At 64.9% G+C, this 20933-nt stretch carries 20 protein-coding genes; 17 read left to right on the forward strand and 3 right to left on the reverse strand.

What is annotated here, in order from left to right; translation table 11 throughout:
* Window position 1 precedes the first annotated feature (1 nt).
* Entirely contained in the window at window positions 2-1378 is a 1377-nt protein-coding gene (locus ABQJ48_RS34820; protein WP_367842453.1) for an acyclic terpene utilization AtuA family protein, read from the reverse strand.
* A 264-nt stretch (window positions 1379-1642) separates the two neighbouring features.
* Here ABQJ48_RS34820 and ABQJ48_RS34825 point away from each other — a divergent pair, with 264 nt between their 5' ends.
* From ABQJ48_RS34825 to ABQJ48_RS34850, 6 genes are all read left to right on the forward strand, one after another.
* Window positions 1643-2476 (forward strand): enoyl-CoA hydratase/isomerase family protein, encoded by an 834-nt coding sequence (locus ABQJ48_RS34825; RefSeq protein ID WP_367842454.1) that lies wholly within the window; start codon window positions 1643-1645, stop codon window positions 2474-2476.
* 41 nt (window positions 2477-2517) lie between these two features.
* Window positions 2518-3012, forward strand: coding sequence for a MaoC family dehydratase (locus ABQJ48_RS34830; protein ID WP_367842455.1), 495 nt, complete (start codon window positions 2518-2520; stop codon window positions 3010-3012).
* A gap of 136 nt (window positions 3013-3148) precedes the next feature.
* Window positions 3149-3604, forward strand: a complete 456-nt coding sequence (locus ABQJ48_RS34835; RefSeq protein ID WP_367842456.1) for a MaoC/PaaZ C-terminal domain-containing protein — start codon at window positions 3149-3151, stop codon at window positions 3602-3604.
* 18 nt (window positions 3605-3622) lie between these two features.
* Entirely contained in the window at window positions 3623-4762 is a 1140-nt protein-coding gene (locus tag ABQJ48_RS34840) for an acyl-CoA dehydrogenase family protein (RefSeq protein ID WP_367842457.1), read from the forward strand.
* Window positions 4763-4812: 50 nt separating this feature from the next.
* Entirely contained in the window at window positions 4813-6075 is a 1263-nt protein-coding gene (locus tag ABQJ48_RS34845) for a CaiB/BaiF CoA transferase family protein (RefSeq protein ID WP_367842458.1), read from the forward strand.
* Window positions 6076-6167: 92 nt separating this feature from the next.
* Window positions 6168-7505 (forward strand): MFS transporter, encoded by a 1338-nt coding sequence (locus ABQJ48_RS34850; protein WP_367842459.1) that lies wholly within the window; start codon window positions 6168-6170, stop codon window positions 7503-7505.
* Window positions 7506-7533: 28 nt separating this feature from the next.
* On the opposite strand, the gene ABQJ48_RS34855 is transcribed toward ABQJ48_RS34850, so the two are convergent.
* The gene (locus ABQJ48_RS34855) at window positions 7534-7704 is read right to left on the reverse strand and encodes a hypothetical protein (protein ID WP_367842460.1); all 171 of its coding nucleotides are present in this window, start codon (window positions 7702-7704) and stop codon (window positions 7534-7536) included.
* A 371-nt stretch (window positions 7705-8075) separates the two neighbouring features.
* Here ABQJ48_RS34855 and ABQJ48_RS34860 point away from each other — a divergent pair, with 371 nt between their 5' ends.
* Both ABQJ48_RS34860 and ABQJ48_RS34865 read left to right on the forward strand, forming a co-directional pair.
* Complete coding sequence (locus ABQJ48_RS34860) at window positions 8076-9035, forward strand: carbon-nitrogen hydrolase family protein (RefSeq protein ID WP_367842461.1); 960 nt, start codon at window positions 8076-8078, stop codon at window positions 9033-9035.
* A 62-nt stretch (window positions 9036-9097) separates the two neighbouring features.
* On the forward strand, window positions 9098-10390 hold the full coding sequence (locus ABQJ48_RS34865; protein WP_367842462.1) for an MFS transporter: 1293 nt from the start codon (window positions 9098-9100) through the stop codon (window positions 10388-10390).
* 98 nt (window positions 10391-10488) lie between these two features.
* Here the strand turns inward: ABQJ48_RS34865 and ABQJ48_RS34870 are convergent, their stop codons facing one another.
* The gene (locus tag ABQJ48_RS34870; RefSeq protein WP_367842463.1) at window positions 10489-11403 is read right to left on the reverse strand and encodes a LysR family transcriptional regulator; all 915 of its coding nucleotides are present in this window, start codon (window positions 11401-11403) and stop codon (window positions 10489-10491) included.
* A 178-nt stretch (window positions 11404-11581) separates the two neighbouring features.
* On the opposite strand from ABQJ48_RS34870, the gene ABQJ48_RS34875 reads away from it, so the two are divergent.
* The 9 genes from ABQJ48_RS34875 to ABQJ48_RS34915 form a co-directional block, all read left to right on the forward strand.
* The gene (locus ABQJ48_RS34875; RefSeq protein ID WP_367842464.1) at window positions 11582-13627 is read left to right on the forward strand and encodes a hydantoinase/oxoprolinase family protein; all 2046 of its coding nucleotides are present in this window, start codon (window positions 11582-11584) and stop codon (window positions 13625-13627) included.
* A gap of 16 nt (window positions 13628-13643) precedes the next feature.
* Window positions 13644-15386 (forward strand): hydantoinase B/oxoprolinase family protein, encoded by a 1743-nt coding sequence (locus tag ABQJ48_RS34880; RefSeq protein ID WP_367842465.1) that lies wholly within the window; start codon window positions 13644-13646, stop codon window positions 15384-15386.
* A complete protein-coding gene (locus ABQJ48_RS34885) occupies window positions 15383-16522 on the forward strand; it encodes an NAD(P)/FAD-dependent oxidoreductase (protein WP_367842466.1) in 1140 nt (379 codons plus the stop codon). Before ABQJ48_RS34880 ends, ABQJ48_RS34885 begins: the two co-directional genes overlap by 4 nt.
* Complete coding sequence (locus ABQJ48_RS34890) at window positions 16509-16844, forward strand: (2Fe-2S)-binding protein (protein WP_367842467.1); 336 nt, start codon at window positions 16509-16511, stop codon at window positions 16842-16844. The genes ABQJ48_RS34885 and ABQJ48_RS34890 overlap by 14 nt, the downstream gene beginning before the upstream one ends.
* Window positions 16845-16851: 7 nt before the next feature.
* Complete coding sequence (locus ABQJ48_RS34895) at window positions 16852-18270, forward strand: FAD-dependent oxidoreductase (RefSeq protein ID WP_367842472.1); 1419 nt, start codon at window positions 16852-16854, stop codon at window positions 18268-18270.
* A gap of 80 nt (window positions 18271-18350) precedes the next feature.
* Window positions 18351-19097, forward strand: a complete 747-nt coding sequence (locus tag ABQJ48_RS34900) for a DUF969 domain-containing protein (RefSeq protein ID WP_367842468.1) — start codon at window positions 18351-18353, stop codon at window positions 19095-19097.
* Window position 19098: 1 nt separating this feature from the next.
* A complete protein-coding gene (locus ABQJ48_RS34905; RefSeq protein WP_367842469.1) occupies window positions 19099-20049 on the forward strand; it encodes a DUF979 domain-containing protein in 951 nt (316 codons plus the stop codon).
* A gap of 187 nt (window positions 20050-20236) precedes the next feature.
* Entirely contained in the window at window positions 20237-20533 is a 297-nt protein-coding gene (locus ABQJ48_RS34910) for a porin (RefSeq protein WP_367842470.1), read from the forward strand.
* Window positions 20478-20933, forward strand: a 456-nt coding sequence (locus ABQJ48_RS34915) for a porin (protein ID WP_367842473.1), incomplete at its 3' end; no start/stop codon positions are given. The genes ABQJ48_RS34910 and ABQJ48_RS34915, both read left to right, overlap by 56 nt.

The following is a 20933-nucleotide window of genomic DNA, read 5'->3' on the forward strand; positions in this document are numbered from 1 at the left end:
GTCACGCCTCCAGGATTTCGACAGTCTGTTTGACGAACTCGCGCGGCACCAGCGTCGGCCATAACGCGACGACCGGGCGCGGTTTGATCGGCGTGCCGAACGAAGTCCCACCCGGCCCCATGATCCATAGATGCGCGCCGGCGCGCCGGACCTTGTCCGCTTCGTCGGCGGTTTCGGTGCGTACCGCGCAGCGCAGGCCGAGTTCATTCAGTTCGCGCAATACGTGCGGCTCGGGCAGCCGGGCGGCCGGTCCATGCAGCGTGTTGAGGCCGATGAAATCGAAATGCACTTGGCTCGCCTTAAGGCCGAGACGCTCGAAGCGTTCAAGCATCGTGACGCGGGCTTTGCACGCGCGGTCGTAAGCGTCGGGCCACGGAAAGAACGCGAGACTCTCGCCGATCCAGCCGTCCTGATAACCGACCGCCATCTTGAGGGACGACGGCAGGCCGCGGCCGCGCACGCCGCTTACCCGCACGCGGTCCTGCCCGACCTGCGCGAGCCCGAGCGACCTGAAGTCGGCGATGCCGTCCGGCATCGTATAGCGCGCTGGGTCGTTGATTTCATAGACGAGGTGTTCCTTCACCGTCAGCTCGTCGATCCGCCCGCCGGACCCGGCGACCTTGCCGATCTCCGCGCTGCCGTCCGCATAGAAATCGAAGAACGGAAAACCGACCCGGCCCATCCGCGGCATCTGCGCGAAACGCGACGACATTCCGCCGGTGCACGCCGACGCGCATTCGACAATATGCCCGAGCGTGATGGCGGCGGCGATGTCGTGCTGATGCGCCGGCGTATGGGTCCAGCCGTACTCGTGCATGATCGGGCCGACATATATCGCGTTGTCCGACACGCGTCCGGCGATCACGACGTCAGCGCCGCCCGCAAGACCTTCCACGACGCCGCTCGCATCCGTATACACGTTGGCCGCGACGACTCGCGCGCGTATCGCGTCGAAATCGGTGTCGCCGGTATCGAGATTCGCGAGCGACACGCCAGCCGCGCGCATCTCATCCAGCTTGCCGAGCAGATCGTCGCCTTCGACGAGCGCGATGCGCGTGCGTTGCAGACCGAGTTCGCGCGCGTCGGAGGCGATGCGCGCGGCCGCCGCACGTGGATTCACGCCGCCGCCATTGGATACCAGCCGCGTGCCGCGTTCGCGCGCGAGCGGCATCATCGCCTTCATATAGTGGATGGCATCGGGCACGTAGCCGCGGTCCGGGTCTTTCTGCTTCGCCCGTTGCAGCAGCGCCATGGTCAGCTCGGCGAGGAAATCGAAGCCGAGATAGTCCAGCTCGCCGTGCGTGAGCAGTTCCAGCGCCGGATCCATCGCGTCGCCCCAGAAGCCCGAGCCCGCGCCGAGCCGTATCTTGCGTGTCATAAAGTCTCCTGTCGAAGCGATGGGGCCGGTCACATTAACGGAATGAAATTTAATCGTGCAAAATGGACAAGTCAAGATGAAGCTGTCACGCAACGTATAAAGAAGAGGCATGCGTATAAACACCTAGTCGCTCATGGAGATCGCCATCCAGCGTAATTGACAGTGCTTTCACGCCGTCCATTGCGTGCGTATCAGAACAAAATAAGAATTGACGTAACGAAACGACTGCCGCTAATCTGGCGCTACGGTGATCTAGGAGGCGGCATGCAATCGACGTTGTCCACGCTGTCCAACGTAGCGCAAGAGCGGCCGTCCGGACCGGGCGACCACGTGCAGTACGAGTTCGCGGACGGCATTGCGCTGATCACGCTGAACCGGCCCGCGCGGCGCAATGCGTTGTCGATCGCCGCGGCTGACCGTCTGCACGCGCTGTGGGAGCGCGTCGATAACGATGGCGACGTACGCGTTGTGGTGCTCGCCGCCGCACCGTGCGGCACGTTCTGCGCGGGCATGGACTTGAAGGAAGCGGCGATGGTGCGCGCCGAAACCGGCCACGATGTGCTCGATCTGATGAAAGACCCATTTCACGAGCGCATGCGCGACGTGCAAAAGCCGATCATCGCGGCGATGACCGGGCATTTCAGCGGCGCCGGCATGGTGCTGTCGCTGAACGCGGATTTGCGTGTCGGCCTGGCGGGCACCTATGGCGGCATCAGTGAAGCGAAGCGCGGGCGCGGCTCGCCGTGGGCGGTGCCGCTTGCGTGGATGCTTCCGCAGCCGGTGCTGATGGAGCTCACATTGACCGCCGAACTGATGGCGGTCGAGCGGTTCGCCGAACTGGGCTTTGTCAATTATGTCGAGGCGTCGTCCGCGGCCGTGCTGGAGCGCGCATTGCAGCTCGCGCGGTCGATCGCCGCGAATGCGCCGCTGTCGGTACTGGCCGGCAAGGGCGCGATTCGCGACGCGATAGCGCTAGGCGCCGAAGCCGGGCTTGCTGCCGCGAAAGAGCGCTATCGTCCGGTCTATGCGAGCGCGGATGCGATCGAAGGGCCGCGCGCGTTCGCCGAGCGGCGCGCGCCAGTCTGGCGCGGCTGTTAGCGCGGCCCGCGCGGCCACGCCATTCCTCTCTCGGAGATACCTTGACGACACCCACGCGCCAGAAGGATCACGACGGCCTCGACATCGTCGGCACGGGATTCTATTGGGACGATCTCGAAGTCGGTTATCGATTCCGCACACTTGGCCGCACCATCAGCGATACCGACATCACGCTGTTCGTCGGCGTCACCGGCATGGTCGAGGAGATGTTTACCAATATCGAGTACATCGGCGAAGCGTCGCTGATGGGCAACCGCCCAGTGCCGGGTTCGCTCGTCTTCTGCATGGCCGAGGCGCTGCTGATGCAGACCACGATGCAGCGCACCGGGATGGCGTTTCTCGAGGCAGAGCTGAAGATCGTCAAGCCGACCAATGCCGGCGACACGATCCACGTGCGCTGCGAAGTCATCGAAGCACGCGCGACCAGCCAGCCGACCAGGGGCCTCGTGCGCACCCGCAACGAAGTCGTCAACCAGCGCGGCGAAGTGGTCGCGACCTATGCGCCACTGCGCATGGTGAAAGGCCGGCCGCGCTAGCGGACGGCGGCAATTCAGCAACCCCAGTAACTCAGCACTGCCGTTGTGCAGCCCGCATGGCTGCGATGATCGACCGAAAAGGCGCACCGTGGGCTCGCCATCGCCCGCGACGAAAAGCGCCGACAAGGAGACGCTGATGATGGACCTGCCATACGGGCAACTGGCGGTTGGCCAGCATGCCCGCTCACGCGGCCGCACGATCACCGAGACGGACGTGGTCAACTTTTGCATGCTGACCGGCAACTGGCTCGAGATTCATTCGAACGCCGAATTCGCGAAACAGAGCCTGTACGGCCAGCGCGTCGTGCAAGGCGGCCTCGTGTTCGTGATCGCGAACGCGCTGCTCGGATTCGATGCGGCGGTGGTCGCCGCGTTCTACGGCGTCGACCGGATGCGCTTCCTGAAGCCGACCTTCATCGGCGATACGATTCATACGGAGGCCGAAATAATCGAACTGAAGGACAAGGACGGGCAGCACGGCGTGTCGACGACCCGGCTGAACGTGGTGAACCAGCGCCGCGAAACCGTGCTGAGCTGTCACTTCAGTCTGCTGATCCGCCGCGAACCGCTGGTTCCGGCTAAAAACCCGTGAGAAGGAAGGTCTCTGAATATGAATTTCCTGAACGAAGAGCAGATTGCATGGCGCGACACGGTGGCCCGCCTAATGGAGCGTGAAGTCGGCTGCGAGTACGTGCGCAAATGCGACATGGAGCGGCAATACCCGTACGAAGCGTACGAAAAGATCGCACGGCTCGGCTGGCTACGTCTGTTGATTCCGGAAGAGCAGGGCGGCGACGGCGGCACGATTTTCGACTATGCACTGATGTGCGAAGGTCTCGCGCGTTACGGCTTTGACTTTGCCACCGCCTTCATGGTGTCGACTTTCACCGCGATGAATATCGTCAAGTACGGTTCGCCTGCGCAGCGCGAGCTGTATTTGCCGCGCTTCATGCGCGGCGAAATCCGCTTTTCGATTTCGATATCCGAACCGTCGGCCGGCTCGGATGCGGCCAACACGCGCACCCGCGCCGAGCGGTCGGGCGACGCATGGCTGATCCGCGGCCAGAAGCTGTGGTGCTCGGGCGCCGCCGCGAACAATACGGTGATCGCGATGCTGGTGCGCACCGACAAGGACGCGCGCAAACATCATGGGCTGTCGGTGCTGCTGGTGCCGAACGACAGCCTTGGCCTCGAGATCCGCCGTCTGCCGACGCTCGCGCGCCGCGCGACCGGCACCACCGAGATCTTCGCGGACGATGCGCACATTCCCGCCGGCAATCTGCTCGGCGAGGCCGGCATGGGTTGGGAGATCATCACCGACCATCTGGAACTGGAACGTATCGCAGTGTCGGCCGCTTATGTCGGCAATGCGCAGCAGGCGGTCAGCGACGCGTTGCGTTACGCGCAGGAGCGCGTGCAGTTCGACCGGCCGATTTTCGAATTCCAGGTGATCCGCCACATGATCGCCGACATGCAGACCGCCGTCGACGCCGCGCGGCTGCTTGTTTATCGCGCGGCGAGCATGGCCTCGGCAGGCATTAAATGCAGCCGCGAGGTCAGCATGGCGAAACTGTTCGCGTCCGAGACGCTGCAGACGGTCACGCGTCAGGGCATGCAGATTCTCGGCGGCCACAGCATGTTGCCGGAAGCGGATATGGAGCGCTATTTCCGCGAGGGCATGCAGTCGACGATCGGCGGCGGCACTTCGCAGATCCAGCGCACCATCATTGCGAAATCGTTGCGGCTTTGAGCGCGCCGACCCGCCGACTGTTACCTGACACTCTCTGGAATCTCACCATCATGCCTGGTCCGCTTTCTGGTGTTCGAATCCTGGATCTGACGCGTATCCTGGCTGGCCCGTGGGCCACGCAGAATCTTGCCGACCTCGGCGCCGAGGTCATCAAGATCGAGAGGCCCGGCTGCGGCGACGATACGCGGCAGATGGGCCCGCCGTTCCTGCACGACGCCGAGACCGGCGAGCGTGGGGACGCGGCGTATTTCCTGTCGTGCAACCGCGGTAAGGAGTCCGTTGCGATCGACCTCGCGCTGCCCGAAGGACGCGCGCTGGTCCGCGCACTCGCCGCCGAATGCGACGTGCTGATCGAAAACTACAAGGTCGGCGGTCTTGCCAAATACGAGCTCGACTATCCGACGCTGCATGCCGCGCTACCCGAACTCATCTACTGCTCGGTGACGGGCTTCGGGCAGACCGGTCCTTATCGGCAACGCGCCGGCTATGACTATCTGATCCAGGGGATGGGCGGACTGATGAGCGTCACCGGCGAACGCGACGACCGCGCAGGCGGCGGCCCGCAGCGCGCTGGCGTCGCGCTCGCCGACATCCTGTCGGGCATGTATGCGACGGTCGCGATCCTTGCCGCGCTCAGGCATCGCGACCGGGGTGGTGGCGGGCAGCACATCGATATCGGCATGCTCGACGTGCAGGTTGCGGTGCTCGCGAACCAGGGGATCAACTATCTGACGACCGGCGTGGCGCCGCGCCGGATGGGCGCCGGGCATCCGAACATCGCGCCGTACCAGCCGTTTCCGGCCGCGGACGGCTACATCATTCTCGCGATCGGCAACGACGCGCAGTTTCGCCGCATGTGTCACGCGATGGGGCGCGACGACATCAGCGACGATCCGCGTTTTCTGACGATCCGCGAACGCGTCGCGCATGTCGAGGAATTGACGCCACTGCTCGAATCGATCACCCGCACTCGCACGATCGACGAGTGGGTCGCCGCGATGGAGGCCGTCGACGTGCCGTGCGGCCCGGTCAATACGATCGATCGCGTGTTCGGCGACGAGCAGGTGAAGTCGCGCGGCATGCAGCTCGAACTGGAACACAGCCGCTATGGACGCGTGCCGTCGATCGGCAATCCGATGCGTCTCTCGGATACGCCTGTCGCATACCGACAGGCGCCGCCGGCGCTGGGCGAACACACGCACGCCACGTTGCAGCGCGTGCTCGGACTGAGTGATGTCGAGCTTGACAGGCTCGCACGCGCGGGAGTCATCGAAGCCGCGGTGCCGCAGAACAGCCGGCCGGTGAATGCGTAGTTGGAAAATGAGTTGGCAAATGAGTCGGCAAACGAGTTGGCAGCGCAGTTGACACAACGTGGACGCCCGCCCGGCGTCAAGGAGACACGGCAATGGACACAGGTGCAAGCGTAGCGGCTTCCGATGCGGTATTCGCCGGAGCGGCGCGGTCGGACAACGTGTACAGGAAGGTCACGCTGCGCATCGTGCCGTTGCTGTTCCTGTGCTACATCCTCGCCTTCATGGATCGCGTGAACGTCGGCTTCGCGAAGCTCCAGATGGCGAATGACCTGGGTTTCAGCGATGCGGTCTATGGGTTCGGCGCGGGGATATTCTTTGTCGGCTATTTTCTGTTCGAAGTGCCGGGCAATATCCTGCTGCACAACGTAGTCGGCGCGCGCAAATGGATCGCGCGCATCATGATCAGTTGGGGCGTGATATCGGCGGCGATGGCGAGCGTGAGGTCGCCCGAGATGTTCTATCTGCTTCGCTTTCTGCTCGGCGTGGCCGAAGCGGGCTTTTTTCCGGGCGTGCTGCTCTACATCACCTACTGGTTTCCAGTGCGCCGCCATGGGCGTGTGATGTCGCTGTTTGCGACGTCGGTGCCGATCGCCGGCGTGATCGGCGGTCCGCTGTCGGGCTGGATCCTCCGCAGCATGTGCGGTGCCGGCGGCATGCAGGGCTGGCAATGGCTGTTCATTCTTGAAGGCCTGCCGTCGATGCTGCTCGGCGTCGTAGTGCTGCTGCGGCTCGACGACAGGATCACCGACGCGAACTGGCTCAGCAGCGAAGAAAAGGCGCTGCTGAAAGCGCAGATCGATGCGGAGCATTCCGAAAAGCATGGCCACTCGATCGGCGAAGCATTCCGGAACCGCCATGTGTGGCAACTCGCGGCCGTCAACTTCGGTGTCGCGATGGGCGTGTACGGCATCTCGTTCTGGCTGCCGACGATCCTGCACAACTCGGGCTTGCATAACCTGCTGTTCGTCGGGTTCGTGAGCGCCGTGCCTTGGCTCGTCGCGGTGATCGCGATGGTGCTGGTGGGACGCAGCGCCGACCGTCGCGGCGAACGCCGCTGGCATACCGCGGCGCCCGCCCTGATCGGCGCGGTTGCGTTGGCGGCGAGTGTCGTGTTTGCGGCGCAGGCGTATATCGCGATTGCGATGCTGACGGTTGCGACCGCGGGCGTAGTGGCCGCGTTTCCCCAGCTGTTCCGGATTCCCGCGAAGCTGTTCGGCGGCGCGGCGGCCGCCACCAGTCTGGCGATCGTCGGCTCGGTCGGCAATCTGTCGGGCTTCGTAGGCCCGTACATGATCGGCCTGCTGAAGACGCAAACCGGCTCGACCGGCGCCGGCATGTACGGCGTCGTCGCGATGGTGCTGGTGGCGGTCGTGCTGGTGCTGAGCCTGCGACCTTCGATGGTGAACGACGCGCGGCGCAGCGGTGTGTGACTGGACGCGTTTGCTTCTTTTTCGAGTGTCATTCCTTGGATTTGCGGCCGAAGACGATCATCGCCGCGGCCGCGATCTCCGTGCCGGCGGAGAACGCCGGCATCGCCCATCTGAGGCCGCCCGCGCGCATCATCGCCTCATGGAACAAGCTGGTTGCGGCCTTTTCGCCAGCGTACCTCGTCATCTGCGCGTCCCCCATGGTTCCAACGAGACACACGTCGCACACGGCATGAGTCAGACGGCCGCCATGCGACGCCACCTTCCAGTGCGTTCGACGGGCCGTTGATACAACGCCTGGTGCCTACAAATGCGGTCGATAGGACCATTTATGGCAGTGGTTCGGTCCATGGTTTTGGCGAGCCTATGATCAGCCCGTTCGCTCACTGTGCCGCAACTCCTGGCGCGGCAAAGACGCCGTCTGACCGGTGAGTTGCGACGCACGCACGACGCGCATCGAGCCTCGAAAAACACATGAACCGGTTATTTCCGTGGTAAATGAGCTGGCCGGTTACGTCCCGAGGGAAGCGGCTCAACGTTCTCCAACACCCCTATTAGCGCAGGAATACCCGCATGAAAGTAGCCGTGATACAGGCCGCGCCCGTTCCCTTCGAGAGGGCGGCGACAATCATAAAAGCATGCACCGCGATCGACGATGCCGCGAAACAGGGCGCACAGCTCGCAGTCTTTCCTGAAGCGTTCGTGTCCGGCTATCCGTATTGGTCGATGTTCGTGCAGGCGTACGATCTCAGAGGCTTGCGCGAGTCGTCGCGCCCCGTCATCGAACTGGGCCGGAAGCTGGTTGCGCAAGCAGTGAACATCGACGCGGGAGACCTGGCGCCGATTCAGGAGCGATGCCGCGACAAAGCCTGCTCCGTCGTGCTTGGCATGAACGAAGTAGCGGGTGGAACGCTGTACAACTCGCAGGCTTTTATCGACGCCTCGGGCGTTATCGCGGGTGTGAGACGCAAGCTGCTGCCCACGCTGCAGGAAAAAATGCTCTATGGGCAAGGCGACGGCAGCGACCTCAGCGTGTTCGAACTGGGCGGCCGGCGCGTCGGCGGATTGATCTGCTTCGAGAATATCAATCCGTTATTCCGTTACGCGCTGCAAGCCCAAGGGCAGGAAATCCACGTCGGCGCCTGGCCAGGAGGCGCCCATTGGTCGCTCGATGCGATGGACGCCGCAGCGCGCCAGTACGCGATCGAAGGTCAGTGCTTCGTCCTTTCGCCAACCGCCGTGCTCACTCAGGACATGCTCGATGTTTTGGGCGAATTCGGTGGAACCGACTTAAAGCTGGGCGGCGGCGCGTCGTCGGTGGTCGCGCCGAATGGCAAATACCTTTGCAGAGCCACGGCTGACAGCGAACAGATTCTGTTTGCCGACCTCGATTTTCAGTTGCTCCACGACATGAAGCGACTGGTGGACGGCGCCGGACATTATTCGCGACCCGACGTGTTGAGACTGCTGCTGGACAAAACACCGAAAACGTCGCTGCAGCCATTCACAAGCGCGAATTTGACAACGAACTGATCAGGACCTTTCCCGGGTCTTATCAACATGAACTCAATCCATTGCATCACAGGAGTATCGGCATGAAGCGGTCGCTTTCGCTTGATGGTTCGGCACCGACGAACGTGGTCGACGGAGCGCAACCGGCAGACGTAACGCGCTATCGGCGCGTCGTGGCCGCGTCCGCGCTCGGCTGGGGACTCGACGGTTTCGATCACACGATGTTTGCGCTCGCGCTCGGCGCGATTCTGACGTCGCTCCATTTATCGATCGGGATCGGTGGCACGATCGCGACGGCGAGTCTCGTTGCCTCCGCCATCGGCGGTATGTTCGGCGGTGCACTGGCCGACCGTTATGGCCGCGTGCGGGTGCTGGTGTGGGTGGTGGTGGGCTTCAGCGTTACCACCGCGTTGACCGCGACCGCACAGAACGCCACGCAGCTGGTGCTTTGGCGCACGCTCGAAGGGTTGTGCTTCGGTGCGGAGTGGCCGGTCGGCGTTGCGCTGTTGTCGGAATATGCGCGCGCCGAAAGCCGCGGCCGATTGATGGCGTTCATGCAGAGCGCCTATTCGGTCGGTTGGGCCGGATCGACAATCGCCAATTTTGTGGTGTTCTCGCTTGCGCCGGCTGAAACTGCATGGCGTTGGCTGTTCGTTCTAGGATTGCTTCCGGCTCTCGCGATCTTCGTCATTCGTCGTGGCATAGAGGACCGCGTCGATCCGGCGCACACCGGCAAACCGCTGAATCCTTTTCAGGGTATTGCCCGGCTGTTTCATCGGGACCTGCGCGCGGCGACGCTATCGTCGACCTTGTTCCTCGTCGGCATCCAGGGCAACTACTACGCGATTATGTCGTTTCTGCCGCTATATCTGGCAACGGAACGCGGCCTGCACGTCGCGGGCACGACTACGTTCATGTTGATCCAGATTGTCGGCGGCTTCATCGGCTACATTGGCAGCGGCTTCTTTCACGACCGATTCGGACGCCGGCCGACCCAGACCACGGCGATCCTGTTCTCGATGTCGAGCGTGGCCGCATTTCTGTACACACCCGTGCAATCGCTGGCGATGGGTTATGTCCTGGTGTTCATGGTCGGCATGAGCATTTCGTCGGCTGCGGGCGGGCTCGGCTCGATTCTTTCCGAGCAGTTTCCGACCGCCGCCCGGGGGGCCGGGGTAGGCTTCACTTATAACGTCGGACGCGGCGTAGCGGCTTTCGGTCCGATGCTGATCGGCTTCATGTCGAGCCGCTATGGTCTGGGCTGGTCGATGATGGTCGTCGGCATGTGCCTGTCGTCGCTTTCGACGATTGCACTCTGGACGCTGTCCGAGACCCGGGGCAAGGATATCGTTCACGACACGGGCGCCCGGCAGTAAGCCGCTTTCAACAATCATGGTCCCGCGCTCCATTCATTCACCGCGGGACCGTGATTGTGATGTGAATGTTCACGACCCCGGTTCATCGTCGCGACTTCTCACCCACGTTGAGTATTCCCCTGAAAACGCTGCGTGACATATTGACGAAGCCACGCATGCCCCGGGTCGTTCTGATAACGCTCGTGCCAGTAGAGCGAGATCTGGATGGGCGGCACCGCGAGCGGCACCTGCCGGATCACGAGTCCATGGCCGCCTAGCATCTGCGCGACTCTCTGCGGGATATTGGCAATCAGATCGGACTGTGCGACGACGAATGGCGCGGCCAGGTAACTGGACAGCGTCATGTTCACCCTGCGCCGCTTGCCAAACTGTTCCAGCCGCCGATCGAGCAGTTCTCCAGCGTTTCGGGTGTGCGCCGCCAGATCGATATGCCCGTAGTCGAGCCACGCGTCGAGATCCCATTCGCGGGTCAGGCACGGGTGGCCTTCGCGCACCACGCACACCACCGGGTCATCGAATAGCGGCCGCATTCTCAGCGTGTCGGCAGGCTCGGGATAATAGCCCGCAACAAATTCCACGTGATTCGACTCCAGCATCGAGAGCCCGTGATGCGGCCGCGCGGCCAGCACGGTCAGCGCGATGTGCGGCGCGTCCTGCGCAAGCGCCGACGCGAGCGCGGGCATCAGCGCGAACTGCACATAGTCGGTCGCATACAGCGTAAACGCGCGGCGCGACTCGGCCGGATCGAAGTCGAGCCGGTCGAGCGTGACGTCGAGCCATTGCTCGACGAGCGGCTGGAACTGCTGCCCGAGCGCGATCGCGCGATCGGTGAGGCGTGCGTTGTTGCCTTCGCGGATCAGCAGCGGATCGTTGAATACCCGCCTGAGCCGCGATAGCGCCGCGCTCATCGCCGATTGCGTGATACCGAGCCTTTCGGCCGCGCGCGAAACATTGGCGCAGCGCACCAGCGCATCGAGATGCAGCAGCAGGTTCAAATCCGGAATTTTTTCCATGTCCTACAAATTTGGTGGATACGGGTATTTATGGCGGCGCTTAGCCATTGCCGCCAGTCGCTTTAGCATGCTTTCACTGTCTCGCCAATGTGAAAGCTTAGCGCAACACAAAAGATCTTTGCGCCGCGGCCACATTGTCGGGAGACGAGCATCGACTTCTCCAGCAAGGGCTTCAACCATGTATCGAATCGGCATTGACGTCGGCGGCACCTTCACCGACTTTGTGGTTACCGACGAACGCAGCGGCGAAACCGTCTTCCACAAGGTTCCGTCCACCCCGCATGACCCATCGGAAGCGATCGCGAGCGGCATTGAGGCGCTGCTCCAGATGCGCGGCATCGACCCGCGCGACGTGTCGCACATCGGCCACGGCACGACCGTCGCGACCAATCTGATCATCGAGGGCAAGGGCGCGGCGACCGGCCTCATCACGACCGCCGGGTTTGGCGACGTGCTCGAAATCGGTCGTCAAACCCGTCCGCATCTTTACGACTACAGCGTCGGCAAGGCGCCCGCGCTGATCGCCCGCGCCAACCGCCTCGAAGTGCCGGAGCGCATCGATGCGCAAGGCAACGTGCTCGTCGCGCTCGACGAAGCCGCGGTGCGCGACGCCGCGCGGCAACTACGCGACGCGGATGTTCAGGCCGTCACGATCTGCTTTCTGCATGCGTACCGAAATCCGGTGCACGAGCAGCGCTCGCGGGAGATCGTCGCCGAAGAATTCCCGCAAGCGTATATCAGCATCTCGAGCGACGTGCTGCCCGAATTTCGCGAGTACGAACGCCTGTCGACGACCGCGCTCAACGCGACGGTCGGCCCGAAAATGGCGCTGTATCTCGAGCGTTTCCTGAACCGCGTACGTGAGCTGGGCGTCGCGCGCGCGCCGTCGACGATCCATTCGAACGGCGGTCTGATGTCGATCGATACGGTGCGTCAGTTCCCGGTGCGCACCTGCCTGTCCGGCCCAGCGGCGGGCGTGGTCGGTGCCGCGGCGGTCGGGCGCACGATCGGCTTTCGCAATCTGGTAACGTTCGACGTCGGCGGCACCAGCACCGACGTATCGCTGATTCACGACGGCATGCCGCTCTTCACATCGACGCGCGCGGTCGCCGGCTATCCGGTCAAGACACCGATGGTCGACATCCATGTGATTGGCGCGGGCGGCGGCAGCATCGCGGCGATCGACGACGCCGGTTCGCTGAAGGTCGGCCCGCACAGCGCGGGCGCGGTCCCGGGGCCGGTCAGCTACATGCGCGGCGGCACCGAGCCGACCCTCACCGATGCCGAAGTCGCGCTGCAGCGTTTGAACCCGGTCGCGTTGCTCAACGGCCGCATGCCGGTCGATGCGGAGGGCGCGCGCCGCGTGATCCGCGACCGCATCGCCCAGCCGCTGTCGCTCACGACCGAAGATGCCGCCGAAGGAATCATCCGCATCGCCAACGCGAACATGGCGCGCGCGATCCGTTCGGTGTCGACCGAACGCGGCTACGATCTCTCCGAATTCGCACTCTACGCGTTCGGCGGCGCGGGCCCGCTGCACGCGCTGGAAGTCGCGCAGGAGTGCGGGATCGGCACGGTGATCGTGCCGCAGGAACCGGGCACGATGTGCGCGCGCGGCATCCTGCTGTCCGACATCTCGTTCGACTTCGTGCGCAGCCGGATCGCGCTGATCGACGCGCACACATGGCCATCGATCGTGGACGCGTTCGTTGGCTTGCACGCGCAAGCCGACGCATGGCTCGATCAGGAGGGCGTGAACGCGGCGCAACGCAGCTTCGTGCTGGCGATTGACGCGCGCTACGTCGGACAGAATTTCGAAGTGCAGGTGGCAATGGACACGGTGGGCGCCGCGGATCTGGCGGCGTTCGAAGCTGGCTTTCGCGCCGCGCACGTGCGCGAATATGGCTATGACGTGCCGGGCCGCGCGATCGAGGTGATCAATTGCCGCCTGAAGGCAGTCGGCGCAGTGCCGAAGGCGCCGCTGACGCCGGCCGGCGCGAGCGGCACCGATGCGAGCGCGGCGCGCAGCGGCGAACGCGGCATCTATCACGGCAAGCGTCACGGCTGGCAGTCGACGCCGGTCTACGATCGCGCGCGGCTCGCGCCCGGCGCGACGCTGCAGGGGCCGGCCGTGATCGAGGAGATGAGCTCGACGACGGTCCTTGCTCCGACTCACGCGTTGCGTGTCGACGCCTACGGCAACCTGATCGTCCGGGTCGCCTGAACCACAAAGGTCAATCATGAATTCCACGCCTCTCACCGAAAGCCAGTTCGATGCGCAGCAGGAAGCGCTCGCCGATCCGATCGAAATGGAAGTGTTCGCCAACCGGCTACTGTCGATTAGCGAAGACATGAACAACACATTGGTTCGCTCGTCGTTCTCGACCAACATCAAGGAGCGTAAGGACTGCTCGGTCGCGCTGTTCGACGACCGTGCGCGGCTCGTCGTGCAGGGCACGCAGATTCCACTGCACCTCGGCTCGCTGAACGGCGCGGTCAACGCGGTGCTCGCACACTATCCGGCCGATCGCATTGCGCCCGGCGACGTGTTCATCTGCAACGATCCGTATCTGTCGAACGGCAGCCATCTGCCGGATATCAACGTCGTCACGCCGGTGTTCGCCGATGGCGAGCTCGTGTTTTTCGCCGCCAACGTCGGCCATCACGCGGACGTCGGCGGCACGGTGCCAGGCTCGATCGCGGGCGGCTCGCGCTCGATCTTCGAAGAAGGCATCCGCATTCCGGTCGTGCGTATCGTGCGCAACGGCGTGCTCGACGAAGAGATGCTACGCGTGCTGTGCAACAACACGCGCGACCCCGAAGAGCGTTCGCTCGATCTGCGCGTGCAGATCGCAACCAACGCGCGCGGCGCGCAGGCGGTCGCGGGTTTGATCGCGCAGATGGGCATCGCCGCGGTGCGCCGCTCGGTCGACGACGTGATCGGCTATACGCGCCGGCGTCTGCTCAACCGGATTTCGGAACTGAAGCAGGGGGTCTATGCATTCGAGAGTTTTCTCGACGACGACGGCCTCGGCGGCGGCGAGCCGGTGCCGATCGCAGTCAGCGTCGAAGTGCGCGGCGGCACGCTGCGCTTCGACTTCACGGGCTCGGGCAAGGAGGCGCGTGGCGCGATGAACCTGCCGGTGAATGCGTTGCATGCATGCGTCTACTACGCGGTCAAGGCGTTGCTCGATCCGGAATTGCCTGCAAATGCAGGCCTTTTCGAACCGATCAGCATTTACGCGCCACTCGGCACGATCACCAATCCGGCGCCGCCCGCGGCGGTGGGCGCGCGATCGATCACCGCGCAGAAGGTGGCCGGCGCGATCTTCGGCGCATTTCGCGGCGTGCTGCCGGACGAGCGAATCATGGCGTCGTCCAATGACTGCTGCCCCGCGATCGTGTTTTCCGGTCCGCTGCGCTCGCGTCCGGGCTCGTTCGTCTATCTGGAGACGCTCGGCGGCGGCAGCGGCGCGCGCTATGACGTCGACGGCATGGACGCGGTGCACGTCCACATGACGAATACCTCCAACCTGCCGGTCGAGGCGCTGGAAAACGAATATCCGCTGCGCGTCGACGAATATGCGCTGATCGCGGATTCGGGCGGCGCCGGCCGCACGCGCGGCGGCCTCGCGATCGCCAAACAGATCTCGGCGCTGGGCGAGGGCATCGTGTTCTCGGCGCGCTCGGACAGTCACGTGACGGGCGTGGCGGCGGGCGTCGCGGGCGGCCATGACGGCCGGCGCGCGCGCCTCGTGAAGGAAGCGAACGGGGCGAGCACCGAGCTGTCGTCGAAGACCGCGAACATCGCACTGGCGGACGGCGAAAGCGTGCGCCTCGAAACGTCCGGCGGCGGCGGCTATGGCGCGCCGAGCGAGCGTCCGCGCGGGTCGATCGAACGCGACGTGCGCGACGGCAAGGTCTCGCTCGAAGCGGCGCGGCAGGCCTACGCATTCGCTCGCGCGCCGCAGGAGGCGCAGTGAGCACGCGTCAAAGCGCCCACACGCGCTTTGCCGTGATCGGCGGCGGGCTCGTGGGATCGGCCATCGCCTACGGGCTTGCGCGGCACAACGAGGACGTCGCCGTGTTCGACGAGGGCGATCTGGCGTTCCGCGCGTCGCGCGGCAACTTCGGGCTGGTGTGGGTGCAGAGCAAGGGGCTCGGCATGCCGGAATACGCGCAGTGGACGCTGCGCTCTGCGTCGTTGTGGCCGCAGCTGGCGAACGAGCTGATCGAAGGGACAGGTGTCGATCCGCAGCTCGCGCAGCCGGGCGGCCTGCACATCCTGTTGTCCGACGACGAGTTCGCGCGCCGCAAGGCGTTTCTTGAAAAGCTGCACGGGCAGCCGGGCTTTCCGAAGTATCCGTATCGCCTGCTGGACCGGGCGGAGCTGAAGTCGATGTATCCCGGCATCGGGCCGGATGTGGTCGGCGCGAGCTACACGCAGTACGACGGACACGCGAATCCGCTGCGCCTGTTGCGCGCGCTGCATACCGCGTTCACGCAGATGCAGGTCGTGTACCGGGCGAATCACGCGGTGGATCGCATAGAGCCGCTGGACAGCGGCTTCGCGATCCACGCGGCGGGCAGCTGCTTCACTTGCGAGCGGGTGGTGATCGCAGCCGGTCTTGCCAATGCGCGGCTCGCGCCGATGGTCGGCCTCGACGTGCCGGTACGTCCGCAGCGTGGCGAGATCATCGTGCTTGAACGGATGAAGCCGTTCCTGCGCCATCCGATGCTGACGCTGCGTCAGACCGGCGAAGGCACGGTGATGATCGCCGAAGCGAAGGTAGAGGCGGGCTTCGACAAGTGCACCGACATGGGCGTACTGGGCGCGCTCGCGCGGCGTGCGGTGCGCTCGTTTCCCGCGCTGGCCGAGGCGCGCGCGGTGCGCATGTGGGGCGCGCTGCGGATTCTCTCGCCGGACGGTTTTCCGATCTATGCGCAGTCCGAACGGCATCCGGGCGCGTTCGCGGCGACCTGCCACAGCGGTGTGACGCTCGCCGGCGCGCATGCGCTCGACCTCGCGCCGCAGATCGCCTCGGGCGAACTCGACGCGAGCGTGCGCCCGTTCACGCCGCAGCGTTTCGCAGAAGGAGTGACTTATGTTCCACATTAGCGCGCAAGCGCAGATTCCGCCGGAACGCCGGACCGTGTCGTTCATGTTCGAGAACACGACGGTCCGCGCATTTGAAGGGCAGACCATAGCGCAGGCACTCGTTGCGGCCAACGCCGGGCGCTGCCGCACCACGCCCGTGAGCGGCAGTTCGCGCGCGCCGTATTGCCTGATGGGCGTGTGTTTCGATTGTCTCGTCACAGTGGACGGCAAGCAGAACCAGCAGGGCTGTCTCGTGCCGGTGCGCGAAGGCATGCGCGTAACGATCCAGCATGGCGATCGGCTGTTGTCGCCGGAAGGTCGAGGAGAAGCCGGTGAGAACTGATTCGCATATCGAACGACACTACGACGCGTTGGTCGTCGGCGCCGGGCCGGCGGGCATGAGCGCGGCGTCGAACCTCGCGGAGCGTGGGCTGCGCGTCGCGGTGATCGACGAGCAGACCGCGCCCGGCGGGCAGATCTACCGCGCGGTCGGCGCGAGCCCGCTGCCGGCGCGCGCAATACTCGGCGAAGACTATTGGCATGGCGAAACGCTATTGAGGCGCTTCTCCGGGAGCGGCGCGGCGTATCTCGCGCAGACGACCGTCTGGCAGATCGATCGCATCGGCGAGTCGTGGCGCGTCGCGGTGTCGACGGCGGGTAAGTCGCGCCTGCTGTTTGCCGCGCACGTCGTACTGGCGACCGGCGCGCAGGAACGTCCGGTGCCCGTGCCCGGCTGGACCTTGCCGGGCGTCATGACGGTCGGCGCCGCGCAGGTGCTGCTCAAGACCACCGGCGCGGTGCCGCAGGGCGCGACGGTGCTGGCCGGCTGCGGGCCGCTCCTATGGCTGTACGCCGCGCAGGTGCTGCGCGCGGGCGGCCGCATCGATGCGCTGCTCGATACGACGCCGCGCAGCCAGCGGCGCGCGGCCATCAAACATGTCTTCGACTTCCTTCGCAGCGACTACCTGAAGAAGGGCGTATCGCTGCTGAGGGAGGTGAAGCGCCGCGTGAAGGTCATCGGCGATGTCGCGAGCTTCGCGGCGACGGGCGCCAATGCGCTCGACGGCGTGGACTACACGCTCGCGGGCGGCACGCGCGGCCGCCTGCCGGTCGATACCTTGTTGATCCATCAGGGCGTGGTGCCGAACGTGAATCTGTCGAACGCGCTTGGCTGCGCGCACGAATGGAACGACGCACAGGCGTGCTGGCAGCCTGTGCTCGATGCGTGGCTGCAGTCGTCGCAGCCAGGCGTGTTTATCGCGGGCGATGGCAGCGGCATCGGCGGCGCACGTGCGGCCGAAACGCAAGGCGAACTCGCGGCGCTGCAAATCGCGCATGTATCGGGTGTGACGAACGCCGCCTCGCGAGACGATGCCGCCCGCGCCGTGCGTGCGCGTCTCGCCCGCGCGCTGCGCGGCCGAGCCTTCTTCGAAACGCTGTATCGGCCCGCCGACGCCATGCGCATCCCGCGCGGCGATGTGGTCGTGTGCCGCTGCGAGGAAGTGACGGCGCAGCAGGTCGTCGAGGCGGCCAGGCTCGGCTGCAGCGGGCCGAACCAGCTCAAGGCATTCCTGCGCTGCGGGATGGGCCCGTGCCAAGGCCGCATGTGCGGACTGACCGTCTGCGAACTGCTGGCGCAGGAAAGCGGCACATCGGTACGCGAAGTGGGCTACTACTCGCTGCGTTTTCCGACCAAGCCGCTCACGCTCGCCGAAATCGCGGCGTTGCCCGCGACCGAGGAGGGAGAGAAGTCCATCGTCACTGCATAAGTTTCATCCGGGCGCCGCCGGTGCGACGCCTGATTGCATCAACCCGGTGGTCTCGAAGTAGAACGTTTCTGGAGGTGCAGATGCACGCAGCAGTGAGTTTGTGGCCGCTGGTCGGTGTCGCGGTCATCGTGATCGGCTTTGCGTTGCGCGTCAATCCGATGCTGGTGGTCGTGGGCGCAACGGTCGTGACCGGCGTCCTCGCGTCGATGCCCGTCACGCTGATCCTGACGCAGATCGGCAATGGCTTCGTCAAGACGCGCAATCTTCCGCTCATCATCATTCTGCCGCTGGCAGTGATCGGTCTGCTCGAGCGCTACGGGCTGCGCGAACAGGCACAGAACTGGATCTCGAAAGTGCGCGCCGCGACGGCAGGGCGTCTGCTCATCAGCTACCTGGCGGTGCGCGAGCTGTCGGCCGCGCTCGGTCTCGTCAGCCTGGGCGGCCATGCGCAGATGGTGCGTCCGCTGATCGCGCCGATGGCCGAGGGCGCCGCGATCAACCGACACGGCCCGCTCTCCGACGAACTCAGGAACCGCGTGCGGGCCTTCGCCGCCGCGACGGACAACGTCGGGCTGTTCTTCGGCGAGGACATGTTCGTCGCGTTCGGCGGAATCATGTTGATGCACACGTTGCTGGCCGACATGAAGATCGACGTTACCCCGGCCGCCATCGCGATGTGGGGCATTCCCACCGCGCTCGCCGCTTTCCTGATCCACGCCGTGCGCCTGTACCGTCTCGACGGCTATCTCGCGCGCGCCGTCGACCCCGCCGCGCCACGCCGCGCGGCGGCGGTCACGGCGACGCCGTCCGGGTCGGAGGGACACTGAGATGATTCTGCGCACCGAATATTTCTACTGGCTCGCGGGTGTCATTCTCGCGATCACCGGCGTGCTGATCCTGCTCGACCGCACGCACTCGCGCCGCCTGCCGAGCGGGATGTTCTGGCTGATCTTCGCCACGCTGTTTCTCTTCAGCGACCGGCTGCCGCCCGTCGCGGTGGGCACGGCGGTGGTGGTGGCGGCGCTCATCGCGGGATTCGGCGGCCTCGGGCGGGGCAAGTCTTCCCTGCTGCCCGACGCCCAGCGCCACGCGAGCGTGCAGCGCCTCGGCAACTGGCTGTTCTTGCCCGCGCTGATCGTGCCGGTCGGCACGCTGATCGGCTCCGTCGCGTTGCCGAAGCTCACGCTCGGCGGACTGTTCGTCTTCGATCAGGCGAACCCGACACTTGTCGCGCTCGGCGTGAGCGTCATCATCGCGGTGCTGGTCGCGTGCCGGATCACGCGTGGCACGCCCATCGAAGCGCTGCGGCAGTCGCGTCATCTGACCGAGTCGTTGGGCTGGGCGCTGCTTCTGCCGCAGATGCTCGCGGTGCTCGGCCTGATGTTCGGACGCGCAGGGGTCGGAGAGGCGGCCGCCTACCTCACGCATACCTACGTCAACACGGACGTCAAGCTGGTCGCAGTCATCGTCTACACCTGCGGCGCGGCGATCATGACCATGATCATGGGCGGTGCGTTCGCGGCCTTCCCCGTCGCGATGATGGCGGTCGGCCTGCCGGTACTGATCCACACCTACCACGGAAATCCCGCCGTGATCGCGGCGATCGGCATGTTCTCCGGCTACTGCGGCACGCTCGTCACGCCGATGGCGGCGCACTTCAACATCGTACCGGCCGCGCTGCTCGAACTGCCGGACCGCTACGGCGTGATTCGCGCCCAGGCGATGACCGCATTTCCACTGCTGCTGGCCAACGTCGTTCTGCTCTATCTGCTGATGTAGCGCGAGCCTCGTGCGCCACGCCTGGCGCATCGCGGCGAGAGGCGCGCAGCGAGCTGGCAGCGCGCCGCATCCGGCTGCCCAAATCCCACGCATAAGACACCTTTTCGCGCGGACGGTCCACCGCCCGCGCCGGGGGACGTCGCGCGGTTTTTTTAGTTCCACTTACATGGCAGGGCGGGATTTATTCATGAAGAAGCATCTCTGCGCGCAATCCGCGGCGCTCGCATTCCTGCTGGTGGGGACGACCCTCGCGCACGCGCAAGGCAGCGTCACGCTGTACGGCATCATCGACCAGGGTCTCAACTACGTCAGCAACAGCGGCGGCGGCAAGGTCTTCAGCACCACGAGCGGCGTGATCCAAGGGAGCAACTGGGGCGTGCGCGGCGTCGAGGATCTGGGCGCCGGACTCCGGGCCGGCGCGCGTCGGCATCACCTGGACGAACACGGCGTTCAAGGGTCTCGGCGACACGAGTTCGGGACCTAACCCGCTCGGCTTCACCGGCAGCACGCATTACAACAACGCCGAAATCAACGGCGAGTACCACCTGACGGCCTCGCTGTTGATCGGCGCCGCGTACGATTACATGAAGGGAAGCAGCATCAGCAGCACGAAGCACGGACGGCTCGGCGGCGCGACGTATCAGCAGGTCTCGCTCGGCGCGGACTACTCGCTCAGCAAGCGCACCGACGTCTATGTGATGGGCATGTACCATGCATGCATCGGGAACGGACTCGACGGGCGGAGAAGCGCATGCCGCGATCTAGGGAAGGTCTGCACAACTCGTTTTCAGATCGCCGACCTTTTACCACTTGAACTGAGTCAGCCAGGAGAATCGGCCGACAGGTTGGTCGTCTGGCCTTTGAACCGCGACGCCCCCTGTTTG

This window comes from Paraburkholderia suaedae (assembly GCF_040812055.1).
Lineage (GTDB): Bacteria > Pseudomonadota > Gammaproteobacteria > Burkholderiales > Burkholderiaceae > Paraburkholderia.

Excerpts from the sequence above, each read along its gene's own strand:
- ABQJ48_RS34820 (WP_367842453.1), bottom strand. The coding sequence starts at position 1,378 with ATGACACGCAAGATACGGCTCGGCGCGGGCTCGGGCTTCTGGGGCGAC.
- ABQJ48_RS34825 (WP_367842454.1), top strand. The coding sequence starts at position 1,643 with ATGCAATCGACGTTGTCCACGCTGTCCAACGTAGCGCAAGAGCGGCCG.
- ABQJ48_RS34835 (WP_367842456.1), top strand. The coding sequence starts at position 3,149 with ATGATGGACCTGCCATACGGGCAACTGGCGGTTGGCCAGCATGCCCGC.
- ABQJ48_RS34840 (WP_367842457.1), top strand. The coding sequence starts at position 3,623 with ATGAATTTCCTGAACGAAGAGCAGATTGCATGGCGCGACACGGTGGCC.
- ABQJ48_RS34845 (WP_367842458.1), top strand. The coding sequence starts at position 4,813 with ATGCCTGGTCCGCTTTCTGGTGTTCGAATCCTGGATCTGACGCGTATC.
- ABQJ48_RS34850 (WP_367842459.1), top strand. The coding sequence starts at position 6,168 with ATGGACACAGGTGCAAGCGTAGCGGCTTCCGATGCGGTATTCGCCGGA.
- ABQJ48_RS34855 (WP_367842460.1), bottom strand. The coding sequence starts at position 7,704 with ATGGGGGACGCGCAGATGACGAGGTACGCTGGCGAAAAGGCCGCAACC.
- ABQJ48_RS34860 (WP_367842461.1), top strand. The coding sequence starts at position 8,076 with ATGAAAGTAGCCGTGATACAGGCCGCGCCCGTTCCCTTCGAGAGGGCG.
- ABQJ48_RS34865 (WP_367842462.1), top strand. The coding sequence starts at position 9,098 with ATGAAGCGGTCGCTTTCGCTTGATGGTTCGGCACCGACGAACGTGGTC.
- ABQJ48_RS34870 (WP_367842463.1), bottom strand. The coding sequence starts at position 11,403 with ATGGAAAAAATTCCGGATTTGAACCTGCTGCTGCATCTCGATGCGCTG.
- ABQJ48_RS34875 (WP_367842464.1), top strand. The coding sequence starts at position 11,582 with ATGTATCGAATCGGCATTGACGTCGGCGGCACCTTCACCGACTTTGTG.
- ABQJ48_RS34880 (WP_367842465.1), top strand. The coding sequence starts at position 13,644 with ATGAATTCCACGCCTCTCACCGAAAGCCAGTTCGATGCGCAGCAGGAA.
- ABQJ48_RS34890 (WP_367842467.1), top strand. The coding sequence starts at position 16,509 with ATGTTCCACATTAGCGCGCAAGCGCAGATTCCGCCGGAACGCCGGACC.
- ABQJ48_RS34900 (WP_367842468.1), top strand. The coding sequence starts at position 18,351 with ATGCACGCAGCAGTGAGTTTGTGGCCGCTGGTCGGTGTCGCGGTCATC.
- ABQJ48_RS34905 (WP_367842469.1), top strand. The coding sequence starts at position 19,099 with ATGATTCTGCGCACCGAATATTTCTACTGGCTCGCGGGTGTCATTCTC.
- ABQJ48_RS34910 (WP_367842470.1), top strand. The coding sequence starts at position 20,237 with ATGAAGAAGCATCTCTGCGCGCAATCCGCGGCGCTCGCATTCCTGCTG.